This window comes from Desulfovibrio sp. 6_1_46AFAA (genome assembly GCF_000224635.1).
In the GTDB taxonomy this organism is placed as follows: Bacteria; Desulfobacterota; Desulfovibrionia; order Desulfovibrionales; family Desulfovibrionaceae; genus Desulfovibrio; species Desulfovibrio fairfieldensis.
In genome coordinates this window covers 509,548-533,932 of sequence record NZ_JH114303.1, presented here as the reverse complement: position 1 = coordinate 533,932, position 24,385 = coordinate 509,548, and the positions used below count along the sequence as shown (strand labels likewise).

Genomic DNA, 24,385 nt, shown 5'->3' with positions numbered 1-24,385 from the left:
AGAAAGGGACTTCTGACCGACGCGCGGCATCAGGATGGAGCACGGGCCGCAAAATAAAAAATATGGCCTTAGAATCAGCACGGAAATACACATCAGCGTGGGGCCGAACAGTGGAAATATCAGAGCGTTTTGATATTGAAAATATCTTAACGCCCTGTGGGGATTTTCCGTGAAAATCCCTATCCCGAAATTATCGCAAGGCGAATTTATTTCGCCGATAAGCGATAATTTCAAGCGCAAAATACTCTAGACCGGAGGCAATGCCCTGCCGCAGATGCCCTCAGGCAGGTCGCGCAAGCGCCCGTTGATGAAATCACGCACCAGCATGTCCTTACGGCCTTGCGGGCGCACCTGAAGCAAGCGATACCAGCAATCGGCGCAAGCTACGCTCAAGCCGTCGGCATCATGCCGCAGTTCACCGGGCCGCGCGCCGTCCGCGGGCTCTCCCACCCTGCCGGGCGCAAGCAGCAGCGGCAACGGTTCAGCCTCTCCCGCAAAGGCGAAGATGACACGCGCGCCGGGCCAGGGCGTCACGCCCCGAATGTGGGCATGCACTTGCGCCGCCGGACGGTTCCAGTCAATGAACCCGTCCTCCTTGCCGATCTTGGCCGCATAACCGGCACGAGATTCATCCTGCTCACGGGCCTCCGCCCGGCCGTCCAGCAGGTCATCCAGCACGCGGATCAGCAGATCCGCGCCCAGACGGGCCAGTGCGTCATGCAGGCTGCCCGCCGTGTGCTCAGCAATGGGCAGGGCCGCGTCCGCATAGACCGGACCCGCATCCAGGCGGCTGGCAACCCGCATGATGGAAATTCCGCTTTGCGCGTCCGGGCCCCAGTTTTCCATGATGGCCCGCTGAATGGGCGCGGCCCCGCGATAACGCGGCAAAAGGGAGGCATGCACGTTGAGCGGCGCCAAGCGCGGCGCGACCAGTACTGCGTCCGGCAGAATCAGGCCATAGGCGGCCACAACCAGCACATCCGGTTGCAGAGCTGCCAGCTCGGCCTGGGTCGCGACATTTTTCAGGCTTCCCGGTTGCAGGACTGGCAGGTCCAGCTCCTGGGCCACTCGCTTGACCGGTGAGGGCGTCAGTTTATGGCCGCGCCCGGCGGGTTTGTCCGGCCGGGTATACACCGCAACGACTTCACCCCGCGGCCATTGCGCAAGTTCTTTGAGAATCACCGCCGCAAAATCCGGCGTGCCCATGAAGACTAACCGGCATTTTTGCGCTTGAGCCATTTCTTTACCTTGCTGTCATAGAGCGTGCGCCGCAAGCGGCTGATCTTGTCGATGAACAGGATGCCGTCCAGATGGTCGGCCTCATGCTGGATAATGATAGCCGGGAAGTCCGTCAGATCTTCCTCAATGCCGTTGCCGTCCAGATCCGTGGCTTTGAGCAGAACGCGGCTTTTGCGGGGCACGTCCGCGCGATAGTTCAACGGCACGGACAGGCAGCCCTCCTGCTCGCTGACCACGTCCTCGCCGGAGAGTTCCAGCACGGGATTGATCAAGACGCGCGGCTGCTTGTCCTCATCCTTGCCCGCCGGGTCCATGACCAGCATGCGGATATTGCGGCCCACCTGCGGCGCGGCCAGGCCCACGCCGGGCGCGGCATACATGGTTTCCAGCATGTCGGCGGCCAGTTTGCGGATCTCGTCGGTCACTTCCGTCACGGGCTCGCAGGGCTGCTTCAGACGCGGATCAGGATAGGTCACAATATCAAGAATCATGGGGCCTTCCTTGTCTCAGGCCTGCGCGGCTTCTTCGCTCTTTTTGGCTTCCCCATCCTTGGCGGGCTGCTCACGCAAGCGCAGGCCCAGCTCACGCAGCTGCTTGCCCGCCACCGGAGCCGGAGCCTCGGTCAGCAGGCAGGTGGCCTTCTGGGTCTTGGGGAAGGCGATAACGTCGCGAATGCTGGCCGCCCCGGCCAGTAGCATGATCAGGCGGTCCAGGCCGAAGGCCAGGCCGCCGTGCGGCGGCGCGCCCTGCTCCAGGGCCTGGATCAGGAAGCCGAACTGGGTCTCGGCCTGCTCCGGCGTGAATCCCAGGGCCTCGAACATCTTGCGCTGCACGTCGCCGGAATGGATGCGGATGGAGCCGCCGCCCACCTCATTGCCGTTAAGCACCATGTCATAGGCGCGGGCGCGGGCCTTGGCCGGGTCGCTGGTCATCAGCTCCAGATGGCCGGGCGCTGGCGAGGTGAAGGGATGGTGGCAGGCCACATAACGCTTCTCCTCCTGGTCATACTCATACAGCGGGAAATCCGTGACCCAGAGGAAATTAAAGCTGTCTTCCGGAATGAGCTTGAGATGCCCGGCCAGATGCACGCGCAGGTTGCCCAGGGCCGCGTTGACCATGTCCGGCTCTCCGGCCTGGAAAAAGACGATGTCGCCCACCTGCAGATCCAGGGCTTCCGCAATGCCCTTGCGTTCCTCGTCAGAGAGGAACTTGGCAATGGGCGACTGCCATTCCCCGGCCTTGATCTTGATCCAGGCCAGACCCTGCGCGCCGTAGATCTTCACGAATTCGGTAAAGGCGTCTATTTCCTTGCGGGTCATGGACTCCCCGCCCGGCACCTTCATGGCCTTGACCAGCTTGGCCTGGGCAAAAAGTTTGAAGCCCGAACCGCGCACGATGCCCGTAATGTCCTTGAGCTCCAGGCCGAAGCGGGTGTCCGGCTTGTCCACGCCGTAGCGGCTCATGGCCACGTCCCAACGCATGCGCGGGAAAGGCAGGCTGAGCTCCTTGCCCATGACGTCCTTGAAGACGCGGGCCATCAGGCCTTCGGCCATGGTCATGACCTTTTCCTCGTCCACAAAGCTCATTTCAATGTCCACCTGGGTGAACTCGGGTTGGCGGTCGGCGCGCAGGTCCTCGTCGCGGAAACAGCGCACGATCTGGAAATAGCGGTCCAGACCGGAAACCATCAGCATCTGCTTGAAAAGCTGCGGGGACTGGGGCAGCGCGTAGAATTCGCCGGGATTCAGGCGGCTGGGCACCAGAAAGTCGCGCGCGCCCTCGGGCGTGGATTTGGTCAGCACCGGAGTTTCCACTTCCACAAAGCCGCCCTCGTCCAGATACCGGCGGATGGTCTGGGCCACCTTGTGACGCAAACGCAGATTGGCCTGCATGCGCGGGCGCCGCAGATCCAGATAGCGCCAGGCCAGGCGCAGGTTCTCGCCCGCGTCGCAACGGTCTTCAATGGGGAACGGCGGCGTCTTGGACGTGTTCAGCAGCTTCCACTCGTAGGCCACCACTTCGATTTCGCCGGTGACCATGGTGCTGTTGACCATGCCCACGGGCCGGGGGCGCACCTTGCCCTTGACGGCCAGCACGTACTCGGAACGCAGGATATGCGCGTTCTCATGAGCCGAGGGCGCGATATCCGGGCTGAAGACCACCTGGGTCAGACCGTCGCGGTCGCGCAGGTCCACGAAAATCAGGCCGCCGTGGTCGCGCCGGTACTGCACCCAGCCCATCAGGCAGACCTCGGCCTGATCGTCGGCCAGGGTCAGCTGCCCGCAGTTGTGACTGCGTTGCCAGTCGCCCAGGTCTTCAACGAATTTCTGATGTTCCAGCTGTACGTCCTGCATTTGCTCAGTCATTGGCTGTTCCCGCTTGCAGATAAAGGATTGCGTCGGCCTGCGGCATGCTCCGCTGCTCGCCGCTGTCCAGATGTTTGATGGTCACGTTGTTCTGAGCCGCTTCATCCGGCCCGATGATCAGGCAAAAGCGCGCGCCGGATTTCCCGGCCTGGCGCATGAGGCTTTTAAAGCCGCCCGTGCTGAAATTCATTTCTCCGCGCAAGCCCGCGGCGCGCAGCTTCTGGGCCAGGGCAAAGGCCTGGGCGCGCCCGGCCTCCTCAATGCCCAAAAGATAAAAATCCGGCCGCGTTTCCGCGTCGTCGCCCAGCAGCAGAGCCAGTCGCTCCATGCCGCAGGCAAAACCTACGCCCGGCACGTCCGGACCGCCCAGGCTTTTGATCAGGCCATCATAGCGGCCGCCTCCGGCCACAGCGGATTGCGCGCCGATGCTTCCGCTTACCACCTCAAAAGTGGTCCGGCAATAGTAGTCCAGACCGCGCACCAGGCGGTGATCCAGCTCCAGAGGCAGATCCTCGGCGCGCAGCATTTCCAGCACGGTTTCAAAGTGAGCCCTGCACTCCGGGCAATTGTAGTCCAGCAGTTTGGGCGCGTTGTCCGTCAGGGCGCGGCAGCCGGGCTGTTTGCAGTCCAGCACGCGCAGGGGATTGCTGTCCACCCGGCGGGCGCAGTCCGGGCAGAGCGCATTGCGGTCCACGCCGCGCAAATATTCCAGCAGGGCTTCCTTGAAGCGCGGACGGCATTCGGCACAGCCCAGGGAATTGAGCTTGAGGCCCAGGTCCTTCAGACCCAGGGCACGCAGAAAACGCATCAGCATGATGATCAGTTCCGCGTCGGCCAGGGGACTCTGCGTGCCCAGGCATTCACAGTTGATCTGGTGGAACTGGCGCATGCGGCCCTTCTGCGGGCGCTCGTAGCGGAACATGGGGCCGGTGGTGAACAGGCGGCTGACCGCCTCTCGGCTGTTCAGCCCGGATTCGATGTAGGCGCGCATGACTCCGGCCGTGGCTTCGGGCCGCAGGGTCAGGGAGCGGCCCTTGCGGTCCGGAAAGGTGTACATCTCTTTTTGCACCACGTCGGTTTCCTCACCGATGGAGCGCTGAAAGAGTTCGGTGAACTCCACGAGAGGCGTGCGCAATTCCACAAAACCGTAACGGCCGAAAATATCCCGCGCGCAGTTTTCCATGCGGGTGAAGTTATCGCTCTGCGGCGGAAACATGTCCGCAAAGCCCTTAATGCGTGCGATGCTCATATCTTCCTCTTCAGATGGCCGTATTCGACCGTGCAGCCCTGTATCTTGTCGGCGCGCCGGCGTCAACCGGCGACGCGTGGTTGGCCAGGCCCTAGCGGCTGCCGCAGGGACCCTCCAGCCTGTACTTGTCGCACTCCTCACAGGGCACGGGGTATTCGCCGGTAAAGCAGGCCAGGCAATAGCTGTCCGAATGCATGACCGAGCGCAGCAGGCCGTCAATGCTCAAGTAATGCAGGGAATCCACATCCAGGCGGCTGACAATCTCCGGCAGGGTGCACTGGGCCGCGATAAGCTCGCCGCGCGAGGAAAAATCAATGCCGTAATGACAGGGATATTTCACCGGCGGGCAGGAAATGCGGATGTGCACTTCCTTAGCGCCCAGTTCACGCAACTTTTTCACGCGGGTGATCATGGTGGTGCCGCGCACGATGGAGTCGTCCACAATGCAGATTTTCTTGCCCTCGATCATGGCCCGCACCGGATTGATTTTCACCCGCACCCCGAAATTGCGCATACTCTGGGTGGGCTGGATGAACGTGCGGCCCACATAATGGTTGCGGATCATGGCGTGCTCATAGGGCAGTTCCGCGCACTGGGCGAAGCCCACCGCCGAATAGACCCCGGAATCCGGGAACGGCAGCACAAAATCCACGTCCGGCGTGGATTCATGGGCCAGCTGCCAGCCCATCTGCTTGCGGCAGAGGTAGACCTGCTCGTTGAAGACATAAGAATCAGGCCGGGCGAAATAAACCAGCTCAAAGATGCACTGGCGGGGTTTTTGGGGCAGCGGCCCGCGCAGCTGTTCGCTGCGCTCGCCCGAGGCCTCCACAATAATCATTTCGCCGGGTTCCACGGAGCGCTCGTACTCGGCTTCCAGAAGGTCGAAAGCGCAGGTTTCCGAAGCGAAAACCGGCTTGCCGTCCAGACGGCCCAGCGCCAGGGGATGGAAACCGAAAGGATCGCGCACGGCCACCAGGGTTGAACCGGCCAGAATCAGCAGGCAGTAGGCTCCGCGCACACGGGAACAGGCTTCACGGATGGCTTCGGGCAAATTGTGCCGCCGCAGGGCCCGCACCAGCAGATGCATGAATATTTCCGTGTCGTTGCCCGTGGAAAAAATGGCTCCCTCGTTTTCCAGCTCCTCGCGCAGTTCCCCGGCGTTGACCAGGTTGCCGTTGTGGGCCAGCACAATGTCCTGTCCCTTGTAGTGGGCCAGGAAGGGCTGGGCATTACAGCTGGAGGAACGGCCCGTGGTGGAATAGCGCACATGGCCCACGGCTATCCGGCCGGTGAGGGCGCGAAGGCCGGCCTCGGAAAAGACGTCAGGCACCAGGCCCATGCCCTTGTGCTCGTGCACGCCGTCCGTATCCAGGGTAACGATGCCCGCGCTCTCCTGGCCCCGGTGCTGCTGGGCGTAGAGGCCGAAATAGGCCAGACGGGCCGCGTCCTCATGATCATAAATACCGAAAAGACCGCATTCGTGCCGAATCATAACCATCTACTTCTTCAGTTTTTTGCGCAAATGCGCAATGCGATTATCCATGACCGACGGATTGGGATATTCGTCGCGCGCCAGTTCAAATTGTTTCAGGGCTTCCTCGCCCCGCCCCAGCTGTTCCAGGGCATCACCCAGCAGATAACCAGCCAAGCCCCTCACTTCCTTGTCTGGCCCGCTGTCCAGGATCTGCTGGCTGAGGTCCGCCACTTCCTGCCAGTGCTCGCGGGCCATGTTTTGGTCCGCCAGATCATACATACACATGATCTTGTCGTGATCCGCCAGAGGCAGGGCCAGGCATTGCTGCAGAGTTTCCTCCCCGGCGTCGAAACGGCGCTGACTGAACTGCGTGGCGGCCAGCCGACGATAGCCCTCCACGGTTTCCCCCGGCGTCAGGCCAGCCAGCCCGATATAGGAGCTCCAGGCATCCGCCGCCCGGCCATAGTGCCGCAGGCTTTCATTAAGCCGCCCCATGCGTTCCAGCACAACCTTGGTGCGGGCGTCGTCGTCCGCGAATTCCGCCAGCATGACCTCCAGATATTCCAGAGTGGCGCGGGCTTCCGGATTGGCGGAATTAACCACGCTCAACAACTGCTGCCAGGCCTCCCAGCGCTGGTCCGGATTTCGCTCCTCGCGCAGATAGCGTTCCAGCAGGCGTTCGGCCAGAGGCCAGTTGCGCTCGGCCATTGCCGCGCGCGCCGCGCCGAGGTCGTCAGTCAGCAACGCATCTTGTTCGCAACCGGTCGCCAGGCAGGCCCAAAGAGCCAGAGCCGCCAGCAACAGGCATGAACGCGGGCGCGGTTTAGTCCTCATCACCATCCTGATTCGGTTCCGGGTCCGGCTTCGAGCCACGGCCGTCGGCGGAATCAGAGGCGGAGGCAACGGAAGGCATGCCGTCCGCCTCATCCAGCTCCACGCTGAGATCACGTACGATCTGGCCGCCCTCGTCCACACGGTCAAAGCCCACCACGCGCGCGCCTTCGTCCAGGCGTACCAGCATCACGCCCATGGTGGCCCGGCCCTTGCTGCGCACCTCGTCCACGCCGATGCGCACAATCTTGTTGGCCGAGGTCAGCAGGATCAGGCCGTCGTTATCCCGCACGGGCATGGCGCCCACCACCGGGCCGGTCTTGGCCGTGACCTTGAAGTTAATGATGCCCTTGCCGCCGCGCGACTGCAGGCGGTAAAGGTCCACCCTGGTGCGCTTGCCGTAGCCGTTGGCCGAAATGGACATGATTTCCGTGGTCTGATCCACATCCTTGAGAACCACCCCGGCCACCACACTGTCTTGGCGGCGCAGGGCAATGCCCTTGACCCCAGTGGCCACCCGACCCATGGGCCGGATGTCGCCGCAGGAAAAGCGGATGGCAAAGCCGTCCGCCGTGGCCAGTACAATGTGATTGTCCTCACGGATGGGCCGCACCACCACCAGCTCGTCGTCCTCGCGCAGGCCCACGGCCATGAGTCCGGTTTTACGGCAGCGGGCATAGAGCGAGGCCGAAGAGCGTTTGACCATGCCGCGCCGGGTCACAAAGAGGAAATACTTGTCCTCGGCAAACTCGCGCAGGGCCAGCACCGTGGTGACCCACTCGCCCTCTTCCAGCGGCAGCAGATTGTTAATATGCACGCCCTTGGCCGTGCGGCTGCCCTCGGGCACCTGATGCACCTTGAGCTGGTGCATGCGGCCTTTGTTGGTGAACAGACAGAGGTACTGGTGATTGGTGGTGGTCAGGAATTCCTGCACGTAATCGTCGTCCGAGGTGTGCAGGGCCGCAATGCCCTTGCCGCCGCGCTTCTGCTGCTGGTAATTTTCCAGATTGGTGCGCTTCATGTACCCGCGGCGGGACAGGGTGATGACCACCTCATCGTCCGGGATCAGGTCCTCAATGTCGATGCCGCCCAAGGCCTCAGTGAGCACTTCCGTGCGCCGGGGCGTGACAAACGTTTCCCGGATTTCGCGGATCTCGCGCTTCATCTCGCTGCGCAGCACTTCCGAATTGTCCAGCACGGACTTATAGAATTCGATTTTCTGGAGCAGATCCTTATATTCGGCCAGCAGTTCCTCGCGCTGCAAACCGGTGAGGCGTTGCAGGCGCATGTCCAGAATGGCCCTGGCCTGAATTTCGGACAGCTCGAAGGTTGCCATGAGGCCTTGGCGGGCTTCCTCGGGATTGGCCGATGCGCGGATCAGGGCCACCACTTGGTCGATATGGTCTATGGCGATGCGCAGACCTTCCAGAATATGGGCCCGGGCTTCGGCTTTTTCCAGATCGTAACGGGTACGGCGAATGACCACTTCGCGCCGGTGGTCCACAAAGCAGCTCAGTGCGCTTTTAAGAGTAAGCAGCACCGGCCGGTTGTCCACCACAGCCAGCATATTGATGCCGAAGCTGGATTCCAGGGGCGTGAATTTATACAGGGCATTGACCACAATGTCCGGAATCACGCCGCGCTTGAGGTCAATGACGATGCGGATGCCCTTGCGGTCCGATTCATCGCGCAAATCCGCAATGCCGTCGATCTTGCGGTCATTGACCAGGGCCGCGATTTTTTCCACCAGGCTGGATTTGTTCAGGCCAAAGGGAATTTCCCTGATGACCACGGACTGGAGGCCTTTTTTGCGCTCCTCGATCTCCACCCGGCCGCGCATTTTTACCGTGCCCCGGCCCGTGTGGTAGGCGTCGTACAGTCCCTTGCCCGCGTAGACGAAACCGGCGGTGGGGAAGTCCGGTCCTTTCACGTACTCCATGAGGTCGTCCACGCTGCACTGGGGATTGTCCAGCAGAAGCTGCAGCGCGTCACAGAGTTCGCCCAGGTTGTGCGGCGGAATATTGGTGGCCATACCCACGGCGATGCCCGACGAACCGTTAAGCAGCAGGTTGGGCACCTTGGTGGGCATCACCGAGGGTTCCTGCAGGGTATTGTCGTAGTTTGGCCGGAAATCCACGGTATTCTTGTCCAGGTCGCCCAGGAATTCCTGGGCCAGCCGGGACATGCGCACTTCCGTGTAACGCATTGCCGCCGCAGAGTCGCCGTCGATGGAGCCGAAGTTGCCCTGGCCGTCCACCAGGGGATCGCGCATGGAAAATTCCTGCGCCAGGCGCACCAGGGCGTCATAGACCGCCGAATCGCCATGCGGGTGATATTTACCGATGACGTCGCCGACGATGCGCGCGGACTTCTTGTGCGGGCGGTTGTAATTGTTTGCCAGCTCATACTGGGCGAACATGATCCGCCGGTGCACGGGCTTCAGCCCGTCACGGGCGTCCGGAATGGCGCGCCCGATGATGACCGAAAGGGAGTACTCCAGATAGGACTGGCGGAGTTCTTTTTCTATGTTGATTTGCGGATGCTGTCCGTCTTGCGCTTCAGACACGTTCGCCTCGCGGGTAGAATATCAACCGTGGCCGCCCAACGCGGCAGGGTATAGTGACTACGTCTAAACACCGGTTAATGAAGATTTTTATTCTCTGCCTAGGTCACCGCCAGCGGCTTGCTTGAGCCGTTCACGCGCAGGCAGAGAGCAAAAAGACCAGTAATCAGTGTTTCCCTAGAACAGATTAACTTTGGAATTTGTAAAATTTCAAAGTTGGCATTCTGGCGAAAAACGTGGTTTCCGCCAGAATCCACGCCGCGTTGCGGCGCGCCGCACCCTGTGCGGCGTTAAAACAATTTCAAAGTGAAATTGCTTTAAGTTCCGATAAAAAATCTGCCCCCTGCATAGAGCAGCAGCAACAGCACGCCTTCAGCCATGCACACGCGGCTCACGGCCCGGAACAAAATTCCGGCATGCTCGCCGAAACGCGAAGACATGAAGAGAAATACGACAATATTGCTGAACAATATGGCTATGACCGCTGGAAGGACAAAATTATAAGCCCTGGGCCGGCCCTCCAGACTGACTGTCAAAAAAAGACACATGGCCGCGCAGGTCAGCCAGCCGCCCACAGCGATAAGCCAGGACAACCAGCCTCTGGAGGGTTGTTTGCTGTTTTCCATTCCTATGCGTAGTTCCGTTTTGAGAAGTGTGATCAATGAAAATTTTTGTTTTTGCCGAGGCTGTTAAGCTGCTGGGTGAGCAACGCGGCACAGGGCAAAAAAAACATCAACCGGCACTTCCTTAAATATCCAGCTCCTGTACAGCCAGGGCGTTACGTTCAATGAAATCGCGGCGCGGTTCCACCCTGTCGCCCATCAGTTCCTCAAAGGCGTCGGAGGCGGAAGTGGCATCCTCCACGGAAACCTGCAACAGAATGCGGTTGTCCGGGTTCATGGTGGTCACCCAGAGCTGGTCCGGATTCATTTCGCCCAGGCCCTTGTAGCGCTGGATATTGATGCCCCTGCGGGCTTCGTCCAGCACCATCTGCATGAGCTGAAAGACGTCGTCGGCCGCGGCTTCGCCGTCCTTGCGCCTGAGGGTAAAGGCCAGGCCGCCGCACTCCTCGCGCAGTTCGGTAAAGAGTTGCCAGGTCTGGCGGTACAGGCGGGAGGCGAAAAACTCCATGCCGCGCCGGGTGTGATGGCTACCGGTACTCTCAAAAACCGCGAACAGGCGTTCCTCGTCGTCCTCCTCGCTGCGCTCACGCTCCAAGGTCAGCAAATAGCCGTGCTCATTGAGCCAAGCCGTGAATTCGCTGTCCTGGTCCTCCAGCATGGAGGCTTCCGCACGCACGGGATAGGTGGTCAGCGCCAGGAAAAGGTCGCGCGGGGTACCCGCCCCTTCGGCGTCAGTCACGCGCATCTCCAGCTTTTCAATACGCCGCATGAGGCTGATCAAGGCTTTGCCGCTGAAAGTCTTCCCGTTACGGGCCACGATGCTGACGTCCTCACTGACCCGGGAGAGCAGAAAATCGTTGAGCTCCGCGTCGTCCTTGATGAACTTCTCCATGCGTGAGTTGTGCACGCGGTAGAGCGGCGGCTGGGCGATATACACAAAGCCCTTTTCCACCATTTCCTGATACTGGCGGAAAAAGAAGGTCAGCAACAGGGTGCGGATATGCGCGCCGTCCACGTCGGCATCGGTCATGATGATGATCTTGTGGTAACGCAGTTTTTCCAGGTCCGTGTCATCCTGAATGCCCGCGCCCATGGCTGTGATCAGGGCCTTGACTTCCTTGTTGGCCAGCATCCGGTCAAAACGGGTGCGCTCGGTGTTCAGAATCTTGCCGCGCAGGGGCAGGATAGCCTGATTTTTGGGATTGCGTCCCTGTTTGGCCGAACCGCCTGCGGAATCGCCCTCCACGATAAAGAGTTCCGATTCCACGGGGTCTTTGCTCTGGCAGTCGGCCAGCTTGCCCGGCAGGGCGTTGTCCGACAGAGCCCCCTTGCGCCGCACCAATTCCTTGGCCCGGCGGGCCGCGTCGCGGGCCCGGGCCGCATCCACGGCCTTCTCGATAATCAGCCGGATGTCCTTGGGATTTTCCTCAAAATAGACGTTCAGGCGGTCATAGACCACCCCGGCCACCAGACCGGCCACCTCGCTGTTGCCCAGTTTGGTCTTGGTCTGGCCCTCAAACTGCGGCTGAGGCAGCTTGACGCTGATCACCGCCGTGAGGCCCTCGCGCACGTCGTCGCCGGACAGGGCGGTATTTTTCAGCTTCTTGACCAGATCCTGCTGGCCCTTGATATAGCCGTTGATGGCGCGGGTCAGGGCTGTGCGGAAGCCCACTAGGTGGGTGCCCCCTTCCTTGGTGCGGATATTGTTGGCAAAGGTAAGGATGTTTTCCTTGTACCCGGCGTTGTACTGCAGGGCGAAATCCACGGTGACGCTGTCCACCATGCCTTCACCGAAAATAATCGAATGGATGCCCTGCTCGCCGGAATTGAGATCCGCCACAAACTGACGAATGCCGCCCTCGGCGTGAAAAACATGGGTTTCGCCGATGCGCTCGTCAATGCACTCGATGATCAGGCCCTTGTTCAGGTAGGCCAGTTCCTCAAAGCGCTTTTTCAGCGTTTCATAGGAAAATTCGAGGACCTCGAAAATTTCCTCGTCCGGCCGGAAACGCACGGTGGTGCCGTGGCCTTCCACATCCTCGCCGATGACGGCCAGCTGGTCCTGCGGCACGCCGCGCGCGTAGTGCTGGCGATAGCGCTTGCCATCGCGGCGCACCGTGACAGTCAGTTCCTCGGACAGGGCATTGACGCAGGACACGCCCACGCCGTGCAGACCGCCGGACACCTTGTAGCTCGTATTGTCGAACTTGCCGCCGGCGTGCAGCTTGGTCATGACCACCTGCACGGCGGGCACGCCTTCCTTGGGATGGATATCCACCGGGATGCCGCGCCCGTCGTCGCGCACGGTCACGGAATTGTCCGCATGCAGGATCACCGTGATCCGCGAACAATAGCCGGCCATGGCTTCGTCAATGGAGTTGTCCACCACTTCATAGACCAGATGATGCAGGCCGCGCCCGTCCGTGGAACCGATATACATGGCCGGGCGCTTGCGCACGGCGGAAAGGCCTTCCAGAATGGTGATGGAAGAGGCGTTGTAGCCGCCGTTGCCGGAGGTTTCAGGAACCATCAGTATTTCCTTGTCTTGAGCTCAATATTGCCGTGTGCTTTGTCGGAAAGCCCTAGGGGGCTGCTTTAAACGTCTTCTTCGCTGTAATAGGTGGTCTCGGAAACCTTCATGGGCATGATGATCACCGTGTAGTCCGGGTCTTCCGGTCCCCGGATGCCGCAGGGACCCTCCGTTCCGGTGAGCAACATGTCGATCTTGGCGGAAACGAAATGTCCGAGCACGTCCAGTAGATTGCGGGTGGGGAAGGCTATACGGGCAATGTCGCCCTTGTAGGCCACTTCCAGGCTTTCCGAGGCCGAACCCACGTCCTGGCCCTGGGCGGACAGACGGGCTTCGTTTGCAGAAAGATCCATATAGGTGCAACGGTCGCTCTCGGTATTGAAGATCAGAATACGGCCCAGAGCGTCCATTCCTTCCTTGCGATCCAGGGTCATGGAGTTGACGCCTTCGTCCGCGAGCTTGCCCATAAAGATATTGTAGTCCGGATATTCGTAGGCCGCGCGGGGCAGGCTGAGAGTTTCGGCCCCGTCCAGGCTGCGCAGGTAAAGGCGCTTATCCGTAATATTAAGTTCGATTTCGTCCGCGCCCAGCCATTTTTTGATATCCTGGAGATATTTCTTCTGAATCAGCATGCCTTCGGCGGGCAGGCGCGCGGCCAGATCGTCATGGGTGAAGGAAACCAGGGCGAACTGATGGCCGTTGAGGCCGCAGACGTCGATATGCCCGTTTTCGCCCGGCTTCATGCACAGGCAGGCAATGGCGTCCATGGCATCATCGTCGCTGATGCAGAAGGCCACCTTGTCCAGCACGTCCTGCAGAAAGTCGCCGGACCAAGTCACCGCGTTTTCAACGGGAAATTCCGAAAAATTCTGGAACCACTCGGAACCGCTCACCGGCAGTTTGTACACCCGGCGTCCCTGTTCCAGCAGCAGATTGCCCGAGGCCTCGTCCAAGGTGAGATTGAGCACGCCCGTGGGCAACTGGCGTACCAAATCCACAAAAGCCCGGCCCTGTACGCCGATGAGACCCGGCTGGCTGACTTCAGCCGGGTAACGGCCCGTGAATTCAATGTTGGCGTCCGTGGACATGACCGCCAGACTACCCTCCTCGGCCTTGAGCCAGATGGAGCGAAGATAGGCGGCGCCGGCTTTGGCCGGAATGATGGCGGCGGCTTTCTGCAGGCCTTCGATGATCTGCTCTTTGTTTACAGTAAGTTTCATATGCTTTCCTTGAATATTATTAAGGTCTGTTCCTTTGTGCGCAACTCATAAAACTCTTTGAAATATTTTACTTTTTTATGATCAGCATAATGCCCGGACAAGGAACGGCGCGCACATTTTTCAATGTGGGCAGGCCGGAAGGGCCGCTTACAGGGCCGTTGTTTCCAATTGCGTCACCAGACGCTGCACATCTTTGTCACTAACCAGCAATTTCTTAATCTTTTTAATGGCATGGATGACCGTACTGTGGTCTTTTCCGCCAAAGGCCCGGCCCAGCTCCGGGTAGGACAAACCCAGCTTCTGGCGGCAGAGGTACATGGCCACCTGCCGGGCCAGGACCAGATCAGGCCTGCGTTTGCCGCCCAGAATGTCTTCAGGCCGCAGGTTCAGGCCTCGGGCCACTTCGCCCAGAATTTCCCGGCAGCCGGGCGGTCTGTCCGCTCCGCCGGTGCGCACGATGTTTTCCAGGTCCGCCGGGGTCAGATTTCTGCCGTGCACGGCGGCAAAGGCCGCCACTTTCAGAAGCAGGCCCTGGAGCAGGCGGAACTGGGCGCAACGCTGCGCCAGATAGAGCAGCTGGTCGCGCCCCAGATTCAGCCGTCTCTCCTTGCAGAGAGCCTGCAAATAACGCAGGCGCACATCCAGGTCCGGTTCCAGCAGCTCCACCACCAAGCCGCTCTCCAGGCGGGAACGCAGGCGCTCGTCCAGATCCTTCAGGGCCTGGGCCGGCCCTGCGTGGGCGAAGACCATCTGACGCGGCCCGTCGCTCAACCCGTACTCCATTCCGACCGGAGTCGGAACATCCGCATTTTGCCGGGGAGCCGGGGGACAGGCGTCCATGCAGGCGATCAGTTTTTGCTGCCAGGCCGCCTGCCCGGCCAGATCCTGCAGATCGTCCAGCAACAGGGCGTCGCACTGTTGCCAGAACAATTCCGGACGGCGTGCCCAGGGCGTGTCTTCGACGCAGAAGCGCGCGGCATTCTGACAGATGATCCGTCTGGAAGCTGTTTTTCCGGAGCCGCGCCGCGCGAAAGACCCGGCCAGAGCCCGCAGCAAATGGGTTTTACCCGTACCGCTGCGCCCGCAGAGCAAAAAGGGGTTGTAGGCCTCGCCCACATCGCTTTCCGCAATTTCCTTGGCTGCGGCCAGAGGAAAGGCGTTTTTGGCGTTGCTGATAAATGAGGCGAAATTGTCTTCCGCGTTACGCGCGTCGTCCGGCCCGGCCTGCGGCTCGCCCTCTGAACCTTCCCGGCCGGAAGAGGCCTGAGGAGCGCTGATCTGGGGGAATGGCCCGCAGTGTTCGTAAACCACGCGCGGCAGGCTCTTGTCCGTAAAATGGCGGCTGAGGGCCTCTTCAAAGACGTTGCGTTTATGGCGCGAGAACCAGGCGGCGAAATACGTATGGGGAAAAACAACCCGCAACGTATCGTCCTCCTGCCGGAGGGTCAGACATTCGAACCAGGCTTCCGCTTCCTGTGTGCCGTCCTGGTTCAGTATGTGCCGCAATTCATTTTTCAGCATGACGTCGCGCCGTCGGCGCCTGCGCGCCGGCCTGTGGATAAGCTCCCGGGCCGCGCGCTGCCGGGCGCGGACAAGGCCTTGAGCCTTTCTTCCGTCGTATGGAAACAAAGTGTCTTTGTACCATAAAAACTTTGCTGAAACAAGTCTTGCCCGTAGGCCCGCGCAGCCTGTGGACAATTGTGGATAGGGTGCGTACAAGGCGCGCATCGGATGAAAAAAGGAAGAATCCGATCATCTCAAAGCCTTGCTCCGCCAGCCGCGCGGGTCAACTGGACAAGGCCCTGAGGGCCGGATATAGTTATTAAATGGAGTTGCCGATGAAACGACTCTGGCTGGTGGGAGTTTTTTTTATTTTTCTGGTGGGCGGCGTGCTGGTACAGCATGCCGGCAGAACCGGCTTTACGCCCGATGCCTCGTCCGAACAGGCGGCTGAACAGGTCTCGGAACAATCGACGCAGAGAACGGGCCGAGAGGCGCAACAGGATCAGAAGGTCCGGCAAGACCCAAGCGCGGATGCAAGCGGACAACAGATGTCGTCTGTTCCGCCCGCGCGGCCCGGTCCGCCGCAGGCGGATAAAAACGGGACGGGCACAGCTGTTTCTGAAGAGGCCGGGCGTGCGCCCGAGGCTGTGGCCGTTCAGACTTCCGCTTCTGATCCCACCGATCGGTCCCGGCTTCCAGAGGCCCAGCCGGATGTTTCCGACAGCGTTTCCGGTAAGGAGACCTCCCTGCCGCCGGACACGGCCGTGCCCGGTGCGGAGTCGTCTGCGCAAGCGCCTTCCACGGGCTTGATCGAAGAGGCGCGGCCCGATGGCGCCCCTGGTGAGGAAGTGGTCAAAGGCACGGTGGAAAAGGGCGACACCATCAGTAAAATTTTGGAAAATACGGGCAGCGAAGGCATCTACCAGTATATCAGCGCGGCTCGCCAGGTGTTTTCCATGCGTTCCTTCCGCGAGGGCCAGCCCTATGTGATAGTCACAGACTCGGCTTCGGGCCGGGTCAAGCGTTTTGAGTACGAAATCGACAGTCGCCGCCGTCTGGTGGTGGAGGGCGTCGAAGAGCCCGTGGCCAGGGTGGAGGCCATTGAATACGTCACCCTGCTCAGCACGGTGGAAGCCACCATCAGCGACAATCTCTTCCAGGCCGTGGCCGATGTGGGCGAAAGCCCGCAAATGGCGCTGCAACTGGCTGACCTTTTCGGCGCGGAAATCAACTTTATCCGTGATCTGCAGGAGGGCGACAGTTTTTCCGTGCTGGTGGAGAAACGCTATCGCGAGGGAGAATATAAAGGCTACGGCCGCGTTCTGGCCGCGCATTTCACCAATAAGGGCAAAACGTTCGAGGCCTATCTTTTCCGGGACGGTTCTGGCCGGGCCCAGTATTACAACCGCAAGGGCGAAAACCTGCGTAAAACGTTGTTACAGGCTCCCCTGGCCTTTACCCGTGTGACTTCCCGCTTCACGTCGAGCCGCAAGCACCCTATTCTGGGCTACAGCCGCCCGCATATGGGAGTGGATTACGGCGCGCCCACCGGCACGCCGGTCAAGGCCGTGGGCGAAGGCGTGGTCACCAAAAGAAGCTGGGGCGGCGGTTACGGCAACCAGATCATCGTCAAGCACGTGGCCGGGCTGGAATCCATGTATTCGCACCTTTCCGGCTATGCCCGGGGTCTGCGCCAGGGCCAGCGCGTGCGCCAGGGCCAGGTTATCGGCTTTGTGGGCAGCACGGGTTTGTCCACCGGGCCGCATCTGGATTTCCGCCTGCGCCAGAACGGCAAGTTCATCAATCCCACCAAGGCCATCAATCCGCGCGGCGAGCCGGTTTCCGCCAGGCACATGGCTGCCTTTGAAAAAGTCGTGGCCGAAGAACTGGCTTATCTGAAAGACCGCAAGCCCCTGGCCGAGTATACGGTGGACAGCGTGGTGCCGGAAAATGCCGTGCTTACCGACAATGCGCCGGATGCGGAAAAGGAGAAAAAGCCGGAACCCAAAAAACGCCGCCGTCGGAGCTAGACTTTTCGGAATACGGCCTTCCAGAACAATTCACGTTTGAAATATTATACTTTTCAAACGCAACATGTTGTAGTTTGGGGAGAAGACATCTTCGGCAACGCAGGCAGGCGTCATGCCGGGCAATGTCCGTATCCGGCCGGACCGCTTCATGAAAGAAGCGGGGGAGGGCCGTATGATCTTCTTTGATCCCATATCCCAGGGTCTTTCCGTGGTGCAGGATACGCCGCCCGGCGACGCGCTGGTGATTTCCTACACGCCGTCCGTAGTCAGCGACAGCACGGCCGCCGCCGCGCAACTGGCCGACGCGGCTAGTGCGGCTTCCTTCATGCAGGATCAGTGGCGGGCCGCGGCGGAAAATATGCAGGATATGGGCAATGTGGTCAGCGCATACGGTTAACGCATTTCAACTTTGAAAATGTTGAATGCCCTGACGGCCGCGAGAGCGGACGTCCGCGCCTGAAGCCAAGGTGTGACCACGTTCCCGCCGCGTGTCAGCCGCTGGCGGCTTGCTTGCGCCGTTTACGGCGAAGCCGTGTTACGGATCAAGACAGCAACGATAGGGTTGAGGGCAGCGCCAGCTTTGTCGTTCCGGACAGGAATCAACAAAAAATGAGCGTCCCTTGTGGAGGCGTTTTTTTATTTTCTTCCCAGCACCTTGGCCGCAAAGGCCGCCGCGCCGAAGCCGTTGTCGATATTGAGCACGGCCACGCCGGGCACACAAGTGCAGAGCATGGTGGAGAGCGCCGCGAAGCCGTGCGCGCCCACGCCGTAGCCCACCGAAGTGGGCACGGCCAGTACCGGAGCGGGGGTAAGGCCCGCCAGCACGCCGGGCAGGGCTCCTTCCATGCCGGCCACGGCGATGATCACCCGTGCTTCGTGCAGGGCCCGCAGATGCGGGCTCAGACGGTGCAGCCCGGCCACGCCCACATCCGTGACGCAACCGCAGTCACAACCCCAGAACGCCAGCGCGCCGAAGGCTTCCAAGGCCACGGCCATGTCCGCGGCTCCGGCGGAAACCACCAGGGCCGCGCCGGATTGCGGCCAGGGCGGGGTCATCTGTTGTTCCAGCTGTTCCGGGCCGCCCAAGGAAAACAGCCCGGCTTCAGGCCAGTGCAGGCCCGCCGGAAACATGTTGCGCAGCAGCCCGGCCTGCGCCCGGCTGACGCGGCTGACCAGTACCGGCCCGTGGCGGGAAAGGCCATCCACGGCGGCCAGCAGGGTCTCGTCGCTCTTGCCCTGGGCAAAGATGACTTCTCCCAGCCCGCTGCGCAGTTCGCGTTGCGGGTCCAGATTCAGGCCGTGCAAGGCATCTTGCGCGGTTTCAAAACTCAATTGATCCAAGGCCTTGTCCGTCGAAAGACCGCCCTCAGCCACCAGGGTCAGAATATGCCTGATTACGCTTTTCTGCATGCGGCCTGTATACGTCAGGTCGGAGGCGTTGTCAGCTTTTTCCCAGTAATTAGGCCGTATTCAGGCCGTGCTGTTGCATTGTGGCACGCGACACGGTACAAAAAGGCCCATGTCGACCCGTCGTCTGCTTTTTCTCGCGCCGGCCCAGGCCATTACCGGCATTTTCCCGCCTCTGCGGGATGCCGGCTATGAGCTGGGCATTGCCGAAAATCTCAAAGGGGCTTCGGTCTTTATCCGCAAGTCCGGTCCCGGCGTGATTTTCGCGCGGCCTTCCCTTCCCGGCTTCCGGGTGGAGGATCTGCTGGCCGTGAGCGCGGAAGACCCCAATTTCCCGCCGGTCATCGTCACCACCGACAAGGGCAGCCCGGAAGAAGCCGAACGCCTGCTCGGTCTGGGCGCGCGCGACTACTGGCTGGAGCCTCTGGATGTGGAACGGATCATGGCCGTGGCCCGCGAGCCGCGCAAAGCCGCGTCCGTGCCTGCTTCCAGCACCTTTGGCGGACATCGGCCGCAGTATGCCGAAGGCCAGGGCGGCCCGCGCATCGTGGGGCGGCATCCGGCCATTGCCAGGGTCTTGCAGCTGGCCCGGCAGGTGGCGGCTTCCAAGGCCACGGTGCTGATCACCGGCGAGTCGGGCACGGGCAAGGAAATGTTCGCCCGCTATTTGCACGCCATGAGCAAACGCGCGCGCGGTCCCTTTGTGGCCGTGAACTGCGCGGCCCTGCCTGAACATCTGCTGGAAAGCGAATTGTTCGGCCATGAAAAGGGAGCCTTTACCGGAGCCATTGCCCGCAAACTCGGCAAGTTTGAGCTGGCCAGCGGGGGCACCCTGCTGCTGGACGAAATTTCCGAAATGGATCTGGCCCTGCAGGCTAAATTGTTGCGCGTGCTTCAGGAAGGCGAGATCGACCGGGTGGGCGGCGCGGAAACCGTGCGGGTGGATGTGCGCGTGCTTGCCACCACCAACCGCGATCTGGAAGACTGGGTCAAGCAGGGCAAATTCCGTCAGGATCTGTATTTCCGGCTCAATGTCATTCCCCTGCGCCTGCCCTCCCTGCGCGAACGCGGCGACGACGTGCTGGAACTGGCCCGCTTTTTCGTGGACCTGTATGTGCGCGAATATAAACTGCCGCCCGTATCCCTGTCCGAAGCCGCTGTGAGCTGGCTGAAAAATTACGATTTTCCCGGCAACGTGCGCGAGCTGCAAAACCTTATGGAGCGCGCCGTACTGCTGGCCAACGGCCGTCCGGTGGAGCCCTGCCATTTTCTGCTGGAAAACGAGGCTTGGCCCCTGTTTGAGGAAGACAGCCTCCCGGAGGACGGGAGCGTTGAAACCGCCGGGCCCTCCGCCGCCTCCGCGGCGCCGGTGGCTACCACCGCCGCATCTGTTCCGGCAGGCTCCAATACCCCGGCGGAGCCGTTTGCCGGGCCGGTAATTCCGCTGCACGAAATGGAGCGGATCATGATCATCAAGGGCCTGGAAGCCACCTCCGGCAACCGCACCCAGGCCGCCGAACTGTTGGGCATCTCGGTGCGGACCCTGCGCAACAAGCTCAATGAATACCGTTCCCTGGGCCATCCCGTGGACTGACGGGGCGTTTGCCTCCGTTACGGGAGGCAGCCGTCACGCCCTGGGGGTCACTTTTCCGTAGGGCCAGTTGACGGCCTTCAGTTCCCAACTGCTCAGACGCTCAAGCCGCACTCCGCCCTCAATCGTAAAAAAATCGACACATTTTCCCATGCCGTCAAAATAGAATCTGCTGCTCAGGCTGTGGCAGCCCTCTGTTTGACCGTTGCCCACAAAGACTTCCACCGATGTGTGGTCAATATAGACACGCAGCGTATGTCTTTCGCGGTAGTAAATGAGCCCGTTGAGGGCGTTCATCCAGCCGCTGGGCGGCGCCGGATGGAATGCCGGGTGTCGGCGTAGCCGCTGTCCCCGGTATTGGCAAAGACCGCCTCCGAAGCGCGCCTGACGCGCATTTTATGTGGAGATATCTTGCCGACGACTTTATACGGGCTCATTAACAATGCTCCGGTGGACTCCGGACGCATTAGCGCGATGTAAGCTTGCCGTGGATGATCAAGACGAGAAGCGCTCCCAGTACGGCCACAAAAAAGCTCGGCAGGTTAAATCCGGTTACTTTGCCGAAACCAAGCCATGTGCCGATGAATCCGCCGACACATGCGCCGACGATTCCTAACAGGGATGTCACAATAAAGCCGCGTTCAAGACGTCCCGGCAAAATGAATTTCGCAATGGCGCCAGCGACTAAGCCAAAAATAATCCAGGATATAATGCCCATTTTATTGTCCTTCTTTTTTTTGTCACGTAATGATATAGAGGTTTCCGAATTTTTTTCCTTCAGCGTCCGTATCTTCGTTCCATTCAGCAAAGAAAATATCTTTGCATGAATCACAGCCGTTTTTATTCAATTCCTGTTTCAGCCATTCCTCATCTTTTTCGATCAGCTTCATGGCATTTTCATCGATAACGCCGTTGCTTACAAGAATAATTGCCCTTTTGGGTTCATCCTTTTTCTGGATGGTGACCTGACCGTTGGGTTCAAGCTGCGCATTCCATATGTCATGGAGTGAATGAATGCCCTGCATTCGCGCCAGGGTCGCAAAGTCGGCAATATCAAGTCCGGCCTGTTGAAATTTGTCCTGCAGATATTCTCCCTTGATCACAATAGGAGTGGGCGAGCCCACAATCATTTTTCGCCCGGATTCGGTATGCATGCGCAATGAATTGACGGAGATCACAAGAATCTCCCACAGCGCCAGCACGATGATGAATTTTATGATGTGAATGTCCGGATTATAAATAACGCCGCCGATAATGCCGCCCAGCACAAAGTTGCCGATGAGGTCCACAGGCGTCATCTGCGTCAGTTGGCCGCGATTGGTCGTCCGCAATAACAGAATAAAAGCGGTCAAGCCCACGGCCAGTTTTACGGCGATGTTTCCGTATACAACAAGTGAATCCATTATGGCCTGATCCATCTGAATCTCCGGGAAATTTTTTATCTGAAAACTGCCTGAACACGCCTGCGTCAGAGCCGGTTATGTTCTGAAGCTCCCCAAGAAAACGGCATATTTTTAGTCTGTCCTCACGCCGATCAGGCTGGGTGGTCAAAAAAAGACTATAATTTCTATATAATGTATCCTGTAGGAGAGAAAGCAAGTAGCTGCCGCGACCGCATGGAGAATATCGGCGTTTTCGAATCGCATTTGTCCGGTGGGAGGGGCCCGGAGGAGAAAATGCGCGGGGCAAGAGGGGCCTGTTGATGTAGCTTTGTAAAAAACAACGGCCGGTTTCCGTATTATGCGGAAACCGGCCTGCTGTTGAGGGATGTTCCCCCTCAGCTTCCAATTCGGCGGGAAGGCCTGGCGTCAGTCAAAGATGGCGCAGGAACCGGCCGCCAGTTTTTCGTACAGCCAGTTGAAATCCAGCTTGCCGGTTTTTTCAATGGATTTGAGCTTACACAAGCCGGTATCCCGGATGGCGCGGGCCTGTATGGCCGCGGATTCAGCTTCGTCCCGGCTGACGGCCACAATGCCGTCGCCGTCGGCCACCAGTATGTCGCCCGGCCTGATTACCGCATTGCCCATGGCAATGGGCGCGTTGATTTCGCCGCAGCCGTCCTTGTACGGACCGTTGGGTGAAACCGCGCGGGCGTAGACCGGAAAGTCCATGGCCCGCAGGGCGTCCGCGTCCCGCACCGCCCCGTCCACCACAAAACCGGCCAGGCCCCGCTTGCGGGCCAGAGCGGCCATGATCTCGCCGCACACGGCGCGGTCTTCGTACCCGTCGCAGGCCACAGCCAGCACATCGCCGGGCCGGGCATTATCCACAGCGTAGTAGAGCAACAGGTTTTCACCGGCGGGCAGATTGACCGTGTAGGCCGTGCCCAGCAGGCGCGCGACGCCCAGAGGCTTGATGGCCGAGGGCAGGGCGGCGTTGCGGCCCAGGGCGTCGCAGATGTCGGCCACGGCCAGGTCCCGGAAGCATTGCAGCAGCAAAGAATCCGGGCGTTCGATATGTTGTCTGATCCTATAGCGTGCGCTGTTCATGGATTTACCCGATTAAAAGAAAAAGGTTGCATTGGCATTAGTTATGAGTGCGATGCGGGCCTCTGGCTCAGCGGTAAGCCAGTCGGACAGGGTAACTTGCAGGTTGCCTTTGTTCAGCAGGCAGGAGGCGAGATCCTCTTGGGAAAGAGCGGTATGTAATACTATCTCGTGTGTGGCCGCTACCCGTGAAAAAAGATATGCCTTGTGAGCGCCCATCCTGAATGTCTGATTTTCAAAATCCCGCAGTAACGATGCATGATCCGAGAAGTTCCGGGCATACTCCAGATAGCGCTCGTCCCCGATGCCTTGTGCGCATTCCGCAACCAGCAGTATTTTTCCATTCTTACCCGCGCAGCGGCGGGCGGCATCCAGCGCCTTCTGGGCCTGATACAAACAGATGTCTTTGGGACTGCCGCCACAGGAAGCAATGACAATATCGAATGTCTCCCGTAGTTCCATGCCGTAAAGCTCACGTGTTTTCCTGGCCGCAGAACGCAGGATGGTCGGTGGATCACCCACAAAAAGCGCTGCAATATTTTTCTGTGCGTCCAGGGAGACATTGACGGCAAGTTTTACTCCGGCAATGCGTCCCGCTTCATTGAGATCAATACGGACGGGATTTTCTTCAAGGTTTCCGGCAAAAGCGCAAGGCTCTTTAAGCATGGAATGATTTTTTTCAATCATGGTCGCTGAGGCGCACCCCACGACGACGCCCTTGGCCCCACCTGTAAAGCCCACAAACTGGTGGGCGTCCACCATGCCCATGACGATCTTCAATTCCGCTCTGGCATAGGCCGCGTTGATTTCCACAGGGGTTCCTCTGGCGGTTGTACCGAGGCGGATCATTTCCGATTTCCGGGCGTCATGGCTGACGACTCGGCAACCGTAAAGATCGTCGGGCAGAATACGCTTGAGCTGTGCGGCATCCGGGGGCTCATGCAGACCGCCGCCTACCACGACGCATACGTGGTCCGGCAGGAGAGCAGGCCAGATTTTGAAAATTTTTTTAAGTAGGGGTGGGAGAAGCAAGCTGGTAGGAAAAGGCCGGGTTTCGTCCGGAACGGCAATGGCGACCGAGGCGGGCGCGGGGAAGTCTTCCAGGCGCGGACAGCCTTCCGGAGCGTCAAGAGCTCGCTCAAAAACGCCGAGGGGATTAACCAGGGACGGAATATGTCGTGGTTCAAAAACCGTGACGGAAGTGTCGTCCGGAAGGTCAAAAGAAAGGTTGCCCTTTCCGTATTTCACAGTATGACGCATAGCGTGAATTCCG

The 24,385-nt window shown here is 60.0% G+C and carries 20 protein-coding genes; 4 read left to right on the top strand and 16 right to left on the bottom strand.

What is annotated here, in order from left to right; translation table 11 throughout:
* Nucleotides 1–246 precede the first annotated feature (246 nt).
* From fmt to gyrA, 7 genes are all read right to left on the bottom strand, one after another.
* Nucleotides 247–1,239, bottom strand: a complete 993-nt coding sequence (gene fmt / locus HMPREF1022_RS12205; protein WP_009303346.1) for a methionyl-tRNA formyltransferase — start codon at nt 1,237–1,239, stop codon at nt 247–249.
* Nucleotides 1,212–1,730 carry a peptide deformylase gene (def, locus tag HMPREF1022_RS12200; RefSeq protein WP_008682933.1) on the bottom strand — a complete coding sequence of 173 codons (519 nt, stop codon included), beginning with the start codon at nt 1,728–1,730 and terminating at the stop codon, nt 1,212–1,214. The genes fmt and def overlap by 28 nt, the downstream gene beginning before the upstream one ends.
* A 15-nt stretch (nt 1,731–1,745) precedes the next feature.
* On the bottom strand, nt 1,746–3,605 hold the full coding sequence (gene aspS, locus HMPREF1022_RS12195) for an aspartate--tRNA ligase (RefSeq protein ID WP_009303345.1): 1,860 nt from the start codon (nt 3,603–3,605) through the stop codon (nt 1,746–1,748).
* Entirely contained in the window at nt 3,598–4,854 is a 1,257-nt protein-coding gene (gene hisS / locus HMPREF1022_RS12190) for a histidine--tRNA ligase (protein WP_008682931.1), read from the bottom strand. Before hisS ends, aspS begins: the two co-directional genes overlap by 8 nt.
* A 91-nt stretch (nt 4,855–4,945) precedes the next feature.
* A complete protein-coding gene (gene purF, locus HMPREF1022_RS12185) occupies nt 4,946–6,346 on the bottom strand; it encodes an amidophosphoribosyltransferase (RefSeq protein ID WP_009303344.1) in 1,401 nt (466 codons plus the stop codon).
* Nucleotides 6,347–6,352: 6 nt separating this feature from the next.
* Nucleotides 6,353–7,162, bottom strand: coding sequence for a tetratricopeptide repeat protein (locus HMPREF1022_RS12180; protein ID WP_009303343.1), 810 nt, complete (start codon nt 7,160–7,162; stop codon nt 6,353–6,355).
* Nucleotides 7,152–9,725 carry a DNA gyrase subunit A gene (gene gyrA / locus HMPREF1022_RS12175; protein ID WP_008682927.1) on the bottom strand — a complete coding sequence of 858 codons (2,574 nt, stop codon included), beginning with the start codon at nt 9,723–9,725 and terminating at the stop codon, nt 7,152–7,154. The genes HMPREF1022_RS12180 and gyrA overlap by 11 nt, the downstream gene beginning before the upstream one ends.
* Before the next feature lie 233 nt (nt 9,726–9,958).
* Here gyrA and HMPREF1022_RS18235 point away from each other — a divergent pair, with 233 nt between their 5' ends.
* On the top strand, nt 9,959–10,360 hold the full coding sequence (locus HMPREF1022_RS18235; RefSeq protein WP_156802965.1) for a hypothetical protein: 402 nt from the start codon (nt 9,959–9,961) through the stop codon (nt 10,358–10,360).
* A gap of 109 nt (nt 10,361–10,469) precedes the next feature.
* Here the strand turns inward: HMPREF1022_RS18235 and gyrB are convergent, their stop codons facing one another.
* The 3 genes from gyrB to HMPREF1022_RS12155 all read right to left on the bottom strand — a co-directional run bounded on the left by gyrB (nt 10,470) and on the right by HMPREF1022_RS12155 (nt 15,616).
* On the bottom strand, nt 10,470–12,875 hold the full coding sequence (gyrB, locus tag HMPREF1022_RS12165) for a DNA topoisomerase (ATP-hydrolyzing) subunit B (RefSeq protein ID WP_008682925.1): 2,406 nt from the start codon (nt 12,873–12,875) through the stop codon (nt 10,470–10,472).
* Between the two features lie 65 nt (nt 12,876–12,940).
* Nucleotides 12,941–14,095 carry a DNA polymerase III subunit beta gene (gene dnaN, locus HMPREF1022_RS12160; protein ID WP_008682924.1) on the bottom strand — a complete coding sequence of 385 codons (1,155 nt, stop codon included), beginning with the start codon at nt 14,093–14,095 and terminating at the stop codon, nt 12,941–12,943.
* Between the two features lie 147 nt (nt 14,096–14,242).
* The gene (locus HMPREF1022_RS12155; RefSeq protein WP_009303341.1) at nt 14,243–15,616 is read right to left on the bottom strand and encodes a helix-turn-helix domain-containing protein; all 1,374 of its coding nucleotides are present in this window, start codon (nt 15,614–15,616) and stop codon (nt 14,243–14,245) included.
* A 317-nt stretch (nt 15,617–15,933) separates the two neighbouring features.
* On the opposite strand from HMPREF1022_RS12155, the gene HMPREF1022_RS12150 reads away from it, so the two are divergent.
* Nucleotides 15,934–17,628: a M23 family metallopeptidase gene (locus HMPREF1022_RS12150; protein ID WP_009303340.1), complete on the top strand. Its 1,695-nt coding sequence runs from the start codon at nt 15,934–15,936 to the stop codon at nt 17,626–17,628.
* Between the two features lie 172 nt (nt 17,629–17,800).
* On the top strand, nt 17,801–18,025 hold the full coding sequence (locus HMPREF1022_RS12145) for a hypothetical protein (protein WP_009303339.1): 225 nt from the start codon (nt 17,801–17,803) through the stop codon (nt 18,023–18,025).
* 239 nt (nt 18,026–18,264) lie between these two features.
* Here HMPREF1022_RS12145 and larB read toward each other — a convergent pair whose 3' ends face one another.
* Nucleotides 18,265–19,038, bottom strand: a complete 774-nt coding sequence (gene larB / locus HMPREF1022_RS12140; RefSeq protein ID WP_009303338.1) for a nickel pincer cofactor biosynthesis protein LarB — start codon at nt 19,036–19,038, stop codon at nt 18,265–18,267.
* Nucleotides 19,039–19,147: 109 nt separating this feature from the next.
* On the opposite strand from larB, the gene HMPREF1022_RS12135 reads away from it, so the two are divergent.
* The gene (locus HMPREF1022_RS12135) at nt 19,148–20,629 is read left to right on the top strand and encodes a sigma-54 dependent transcriptional regulator (RefSeq protein WP_009303337.1); all 1,482 of its coding nucleotides are present in this window, start codon (nt 19,148–19,150) and stop codon (nt 20,627–20,629) included.
* Between the two features lie 33 nt (nt 20,630–20,662).
* On the opposite strand, the gene HMPREF1022_RS12130 is transcribed toward HMPREF1022_RS12135, so the two are convergent.
* The 5 genes from HMPREF1022_RS12130 to larA all read right to left on the bottom strand — a co-directional run bounded on the left by HMPREF1022_RS12130 (nt 20,663) and on the right by larA (nt 24,372).
* Entirely contained in the window at nt 20,663–20,923 is a 261-nt protein-coding gene (locus tag HMPREF1022_RS12130; protein WP_009303336.1) for a GH32 C-terminal domain-containing protein, read from the bottom strand.
* 169 nt (nt 20,924–21,092) lie between these two features.
* The gene (locus HMPREF1022_RS12125) at nt 21,093–21,344 is read right to left on the bottom strand and encodes a GlsB/YeaQ/YmgE family stress response membrane protein (protein WP_008682910.1); all 252 of its coding nucleotides are present in this window, start codon (nt 21,342–21,344) and stop codon (nt 21,093–21,095) included.
* 22 nt (nt 21,345–21,366) lie between these two features.
* Complete coding sequence (locus tag HMPREF1022_RS12120) at nt 21,367–22,044, bottom strand: DUF421 domain-containing protein (RefSeq protein ID WP_009303334.1); 678 nt, start codon at nt 22,042–22,044, stop codon at nt 21,367–21,369.
* 390 nt (nt 22,045–22,434) lie between these two features.
* Nucleotides 22,435–23,115: a dimethylmenaquinone methyltransferase gene (locus HMPREF1022_RS12115; RefSeq protein WP_008682907.1), complete on the bottom strand. Its 681-nt coding sequence runs from the start codon at nt 23,113–23,115 to the stop codon at nt 22,435–22,437.
* A 12-nt stretch (nt 23,116–23,127) separates the two neighbouring features.
* Nucleotides 23,128–24,372, bottom strand: coding sequence for a nickel-dependent lactate racemase (gene larA, locus HMPREF1022_RS12110; RefSeq protein WP_008682906.1), 1,245 nt, complete (start codon nt 24,370–24,372; stop codon nt 23,128–23,130).
* Between the last annotated feature and the right edge of the window lie 13 nt (nt 24,373–24,385).

What these genes read in the sequence shown, in the direction of transcription:
- fmt (WP_009303346.1), bottom strand. Translation starts at nt 1,239, where the DNA reads ATGGCTCAAGCGCAAAAATGCCGGTTAGTCTTCATGGGCACGCCGGAT.
- def (WP_008682933.1), bottom strand. Translation starts at nt 1,730, where the DNA reads ATGATTCTTGATATTGTGACCTATCCTGATCCGCGTCTGAAGCAGCCC.
- aspS (WP_009303345.1), bottom strand. Translation starts at nt 3,605, where the DNA reads ATGACTGAGCAAATGCAGGACGTACAGCTGGAACATCAGAAATTCGTT.
- hisS (WP_008682931.1), bottom strand. Translation starts at nt 4,854, where the DNA reads ATGAGCATCGCACGCATTAAGGGCTTTGCGGACATGTTTCCGCCGCAG.
- purF (WP_009303344.1), bottom strand. Translation starts at nt 6,346, where the DNA reads ATGATTCGGCACGAATGCGGTCTTTTCGGTATTTATGATCATGAGGAC.
- HMPREF1022_RS12180 (WP_009303343.1), bottom strand. Translation starts at nt 7,162, where the DNA reads ATGAGGACTAAACCGCGCCCGCGTTCATGCCTGTTGCTGGCGGCTCTG.
- gyrB (WP_008682925.1), bottom strand. Translation starts at nt 12,875, where the DNA reads ATGGTTCCTGAAACCTCCGGCAACGGCGGCTACAACGCCTCTTCCATC.
- dnaN (WP_008682924.1), bottom strand. Translation starts at nt 14,095, where the DNA reads ATGAAACTTACTGTAAACAAAGAGCAGATCATCGAAGGCCTGCAGAAA.
- HMPREF1022_RS12155 (WP_009303341.1), bottom strand. Translation starts at nt 15,616, where the DNA reads ATGCTGAAAAATGAATTGCGGCACATACTGAACCAGGACGGCACACAG.
- HMPREF1022_RS12150 (WP_009303340.1), top strand. Translation starts at nt 15,934, where the DNA reads ATGAAACGACTCTGGCTGGTGGGAGTTTTTTTTATTTTTCTGGTGGGC.
- HMPREF1022_RS12145 (WP_009303339.1), top strand. Translation starts at nt 17,801, where the DNA reads ATGATCTTCTTTGATCCCATATCCCAGGGTCTTTCCGTGGTGCAGGAT.
- larB (WP_009303338.1), bottom strand. Translation starts at nt 19,038, where the DNA reads ATGCAGAAAAGCGTAATCAGGCATATTCTGACCCTGGTGGCTGAGGGC.
- HMPREF1022_RS12135 (WP_009303337.1), top strand. Translation starts at nt 19,148, where the DNA reads ATGTCGACCCGTCGTCTGCTTTTTCTCGCGCCGGCCCAGGCCATTACC.
- HMPREF1022_RS12130 (WP_009303336.1), bottom strand. Translation starts at nt 20,923, where the DNA reads ATGAACGCCCTCAACGGGCTCATTTACTACCGCGAAAGACATACGCTG.
- HMPREF1022_RS12125 (WP_008682910.1), bottom strand. Translation starts at nt 21,344, where the DNA reads ATGGGCATTATATCCTGGATTATTTTTGGCTTAGTCGCTGGCGCCATT.
- HMPREF1022_RS12120 (WP_009303334.1), bottom strand. Translation starts at nt 22,044, where the DNA reads ATGGATCAGGCCATAATGGATTCACTTGTTGTATACGGAAACATCGCC.
- HMPREF1022_RS12115 (WP_008682907.1), bottom strand. Translation starts at nt 23,115, where the DNA reads ATGAACAGCGCACGCTATAGGATCAGACAACATATCGAACGCCCGGAT.
- larA (WP_008682906.1), bottom strand. Translation starts at nt 24,372, where the DNA reads ATGCGTCATACTGTGAAATACGGAAAGGGCAACCTTTCTTTTGACCTT.